Source organism: Cysteiniphilum sp. 19S12-1 (assembly GCF_052030685.1).
In the GTDB taxonomy this organism is placed as follows: domain Bacteria; phylum Pseudomonadota; class Gammaproteobacteria; order Francisellales; family Francisellaceae; genus Caedibacter.
Map to the genome: position 1 here is coordinate 1 of NZ_JBQAJM010000067.1, position 2,437 is coordinate 2,437.

General features: G+C 40.6%; 2 protein-coding genes. Both read right to left on the reverse strand.

Translation table 11 applies throughout. The features are described 5' to 3' along the window. Nucleotides 1-63: 63 nt before the first annotated feature. Nucleotides 64-798: an IS21-like element helper ATPase IstB gene (istB, locus tag ACTS4L_RS11185; protein WP_440615330.1), complete on the reverse strand. Its 735-nt coding sequence runs from the start codon at nt 796-798 to the stop codon at nt 64-66. Next, a complete protein-coding gene (gene istA, locus ACTS4L_RS11190) occupies nt 785-2,332 on the reverse strand; it encodes an IS21 family transposase (RefSeq protein WP_440652059.1) in 1,548 nt (515 codons plus the stop codon). Before istA ends, istB begins: the two co-directional genes overlap by 14 nt. Between the last annotated feature and the right edge of the window lie 105 nt (nt 2,333-2,437).

Here is a 2,437-nt window from a genome sequence, read left to right on the forward strand (position 1 = left end):
TATCAAATGTCAACTAACTTTTCCGGTCACGACAACTAACTTTGCCGATTTTATCGAAAAAAATTATCTCTTCATACGATAGCTATCTCCTTCTAAGCTGATTACGGTTGCATGGTGCACTAAACGGTCAATAGCAGCCACTGCCATCATGTTATCAGGGAAAATGCTATCCCACTGACTAAATGGTTGATTGGCAGTGATGATTAAGCTTCCTGTCTCATACCTTTGGCAGATTAATTCAAATAAAACACTTGTTTCATGCTCATCTTTTTTAACATAACCAATATCATCAAGAATCAACAAGGGAATTTTATCCAGTTTGGCAATTTCTTCTTGTAAGCGGTATTGCTTTTTCGCTAATTGTAGCACTTGTACCAAGTGCGATGTCTGATAAAACCTTACCTTAAATCCTCGCTCAATCTTGCGATAAGCAATAGCACTTGCCAGATGGGTTTTACCTAATCCACTGGCACCAAAGATAATGATGTTATTCGCCCCTGACAACCAAGTGTCTGTCTCAGCTAGTGCATTAATTTGCTCAGCATTAACCGTAGGTATTTCCTTAAAGTTGAAACTGCTTAACGTCTTATGCTTAGGCAGTTTAGATTCTTTAATGTGTCTTGATAACCGGCTCGATTCGCGACTATCTAACTCCATCTGCGCCAGATAAGATAAGTACTGACCATGACTCCAATTCTTTTGAATGGACATGTCAGAAATCGTTTCCCAATGTTGCTTAAAACTGGCAAGTTTCAGTGCCTTTAACTGCAAATCCAGGGTGGCTTCATAGGCGTGCATAACTTCCTCCTGTGTGAGACGGTGTTAGCAAGTAATCATATTGATTAATGCTTGGTGTTGGCATCTTTTGTATCGGTAATCTTGGGTTGTTCTTATTGAACTGGGTTTCCAATTGTTCAAGTGTAATTGGTTTATCTGCTTCAATAAGTGCTAAGCAAGCTTGCGCAAGCGCTTCTTCACAGTCGTGATCTGCACTTAGCTTCAATAGTCGTAAGATGCTTTTACAAGCGGAGTCAGGCGCCTGCGTGCGATCTAGATACTGCCAGATTGCCTGATAATACTCATTGGGCAGTAGCTCATCTTTATACTGGCAATAACGAAAGGCACGCGGCTTTTTAATGAATGCGTGGATGAGGTGTTTATAATCAATCACATATTTACTGGATACTTTATTGGCATAACGTCTTTCAGTCCTAAACACTTCACTGCTGCCTAGATAGGCAATAATGTCTTTTTGTGAGATATGTACGGTTAACGCATGTCCTACAAGGCGTGCCGGCACGCTATATTTAATCTGTTTGATGTTGATCATAGAATGGCTTGATACCTTAACTGATTTAACTTCATAATCTGCTGTTTTATGCTTGGGTAAGGGTTGCAATGCCGATTGTTCAAGCTTAAAGTTTTTACTGTTACGACGATTACTGTTTTCAACAACATGACGCAACCATTGCTCATATTCAGCTAATGTCTCAAAGTCTTTACTACCACGCACCATGAGCTCTTGTTTAATACGGTTTTTTAGGTGACCGTGTGATGACTCAACAGAGCCATTCTCATGACTAACCCCTTTGTTATTTCTTGTTGGGTTCATGCCATAATAGGCACATAACTCTTTATAGCGATCCGTTAAATCCTCATTAGCTACATCTTTATCGTTTTTGTAAGCAGCCGCTAAAGAATCAGTACGATGCTCATTTGGCGCGCCACCTATATGAAATAAAGCTTCCTGTAACCCTTCTGATAAAGCCTGAAAGCTTTCTCCGGATAGGATAACTTTGACATAGCTGTATTTACTAAATACGAGCCTGAAATGATAAATCATATGATCCAAAGGCTTGCCAGCTATTGTAATACCAATATCTTTCATATGCGAGAAATCAGATAAGCCTTGGTCACCGGGGTAGTGTTTTTGCGGAAACATTACCTCTTTAGATGCGCCATGTTTTGCTTTCCATTCTCGTACACGTCTTTGTAATGTGCGAAGGCAAGAGGCATCATAAATTGGATTACCCTGATCATCCACATGGTTACGCTGAAGGTCAATATACAACGTCGTTGGCTGAAGCTCTGGGTTGTCTTCAAGCTTCTGTTTAAGCTCATCTTCCCAGAGCTTATCGATACTACTTGCGCGTGTTTTATACTGCCTTTGTTTAGGTGGATGTTGTGTGTGATGTTTACCACGATCTATTGTGCGAGCTGTGCGCTCACTAAATCCTGCCTTAGCGGCACAGCCAGCTTGGATGAGTTTATCGTCTTGTCTGAGTTTCATGTATAGCTTTACCTGTTCTGTTGTGACTCGTTTTCTTGCCATACCCTAATCTTGATCATCTGCAGCTGGTTTGATTAAGGAATAGCCTACATGATTTGACCGGCAATTCTAGTTGTCGTGACCGGTAAAGCTAATTGTCATCTAATA

Coding starts and splice junctions, on each gene's coding strand:
- istA (WP_440652059.1), bottom strand. CDS start 2,332: ATGGCAAGAAAACGAGTCACAACAGAACAGGTAAAGCTATACATGAAA.
- istB (WP_440615330.1), bottom strand. CDS start 798: ATGCACGCCTATGAAGCCACCCTGGATTTGCAGTTAAAGGCACTGAAA.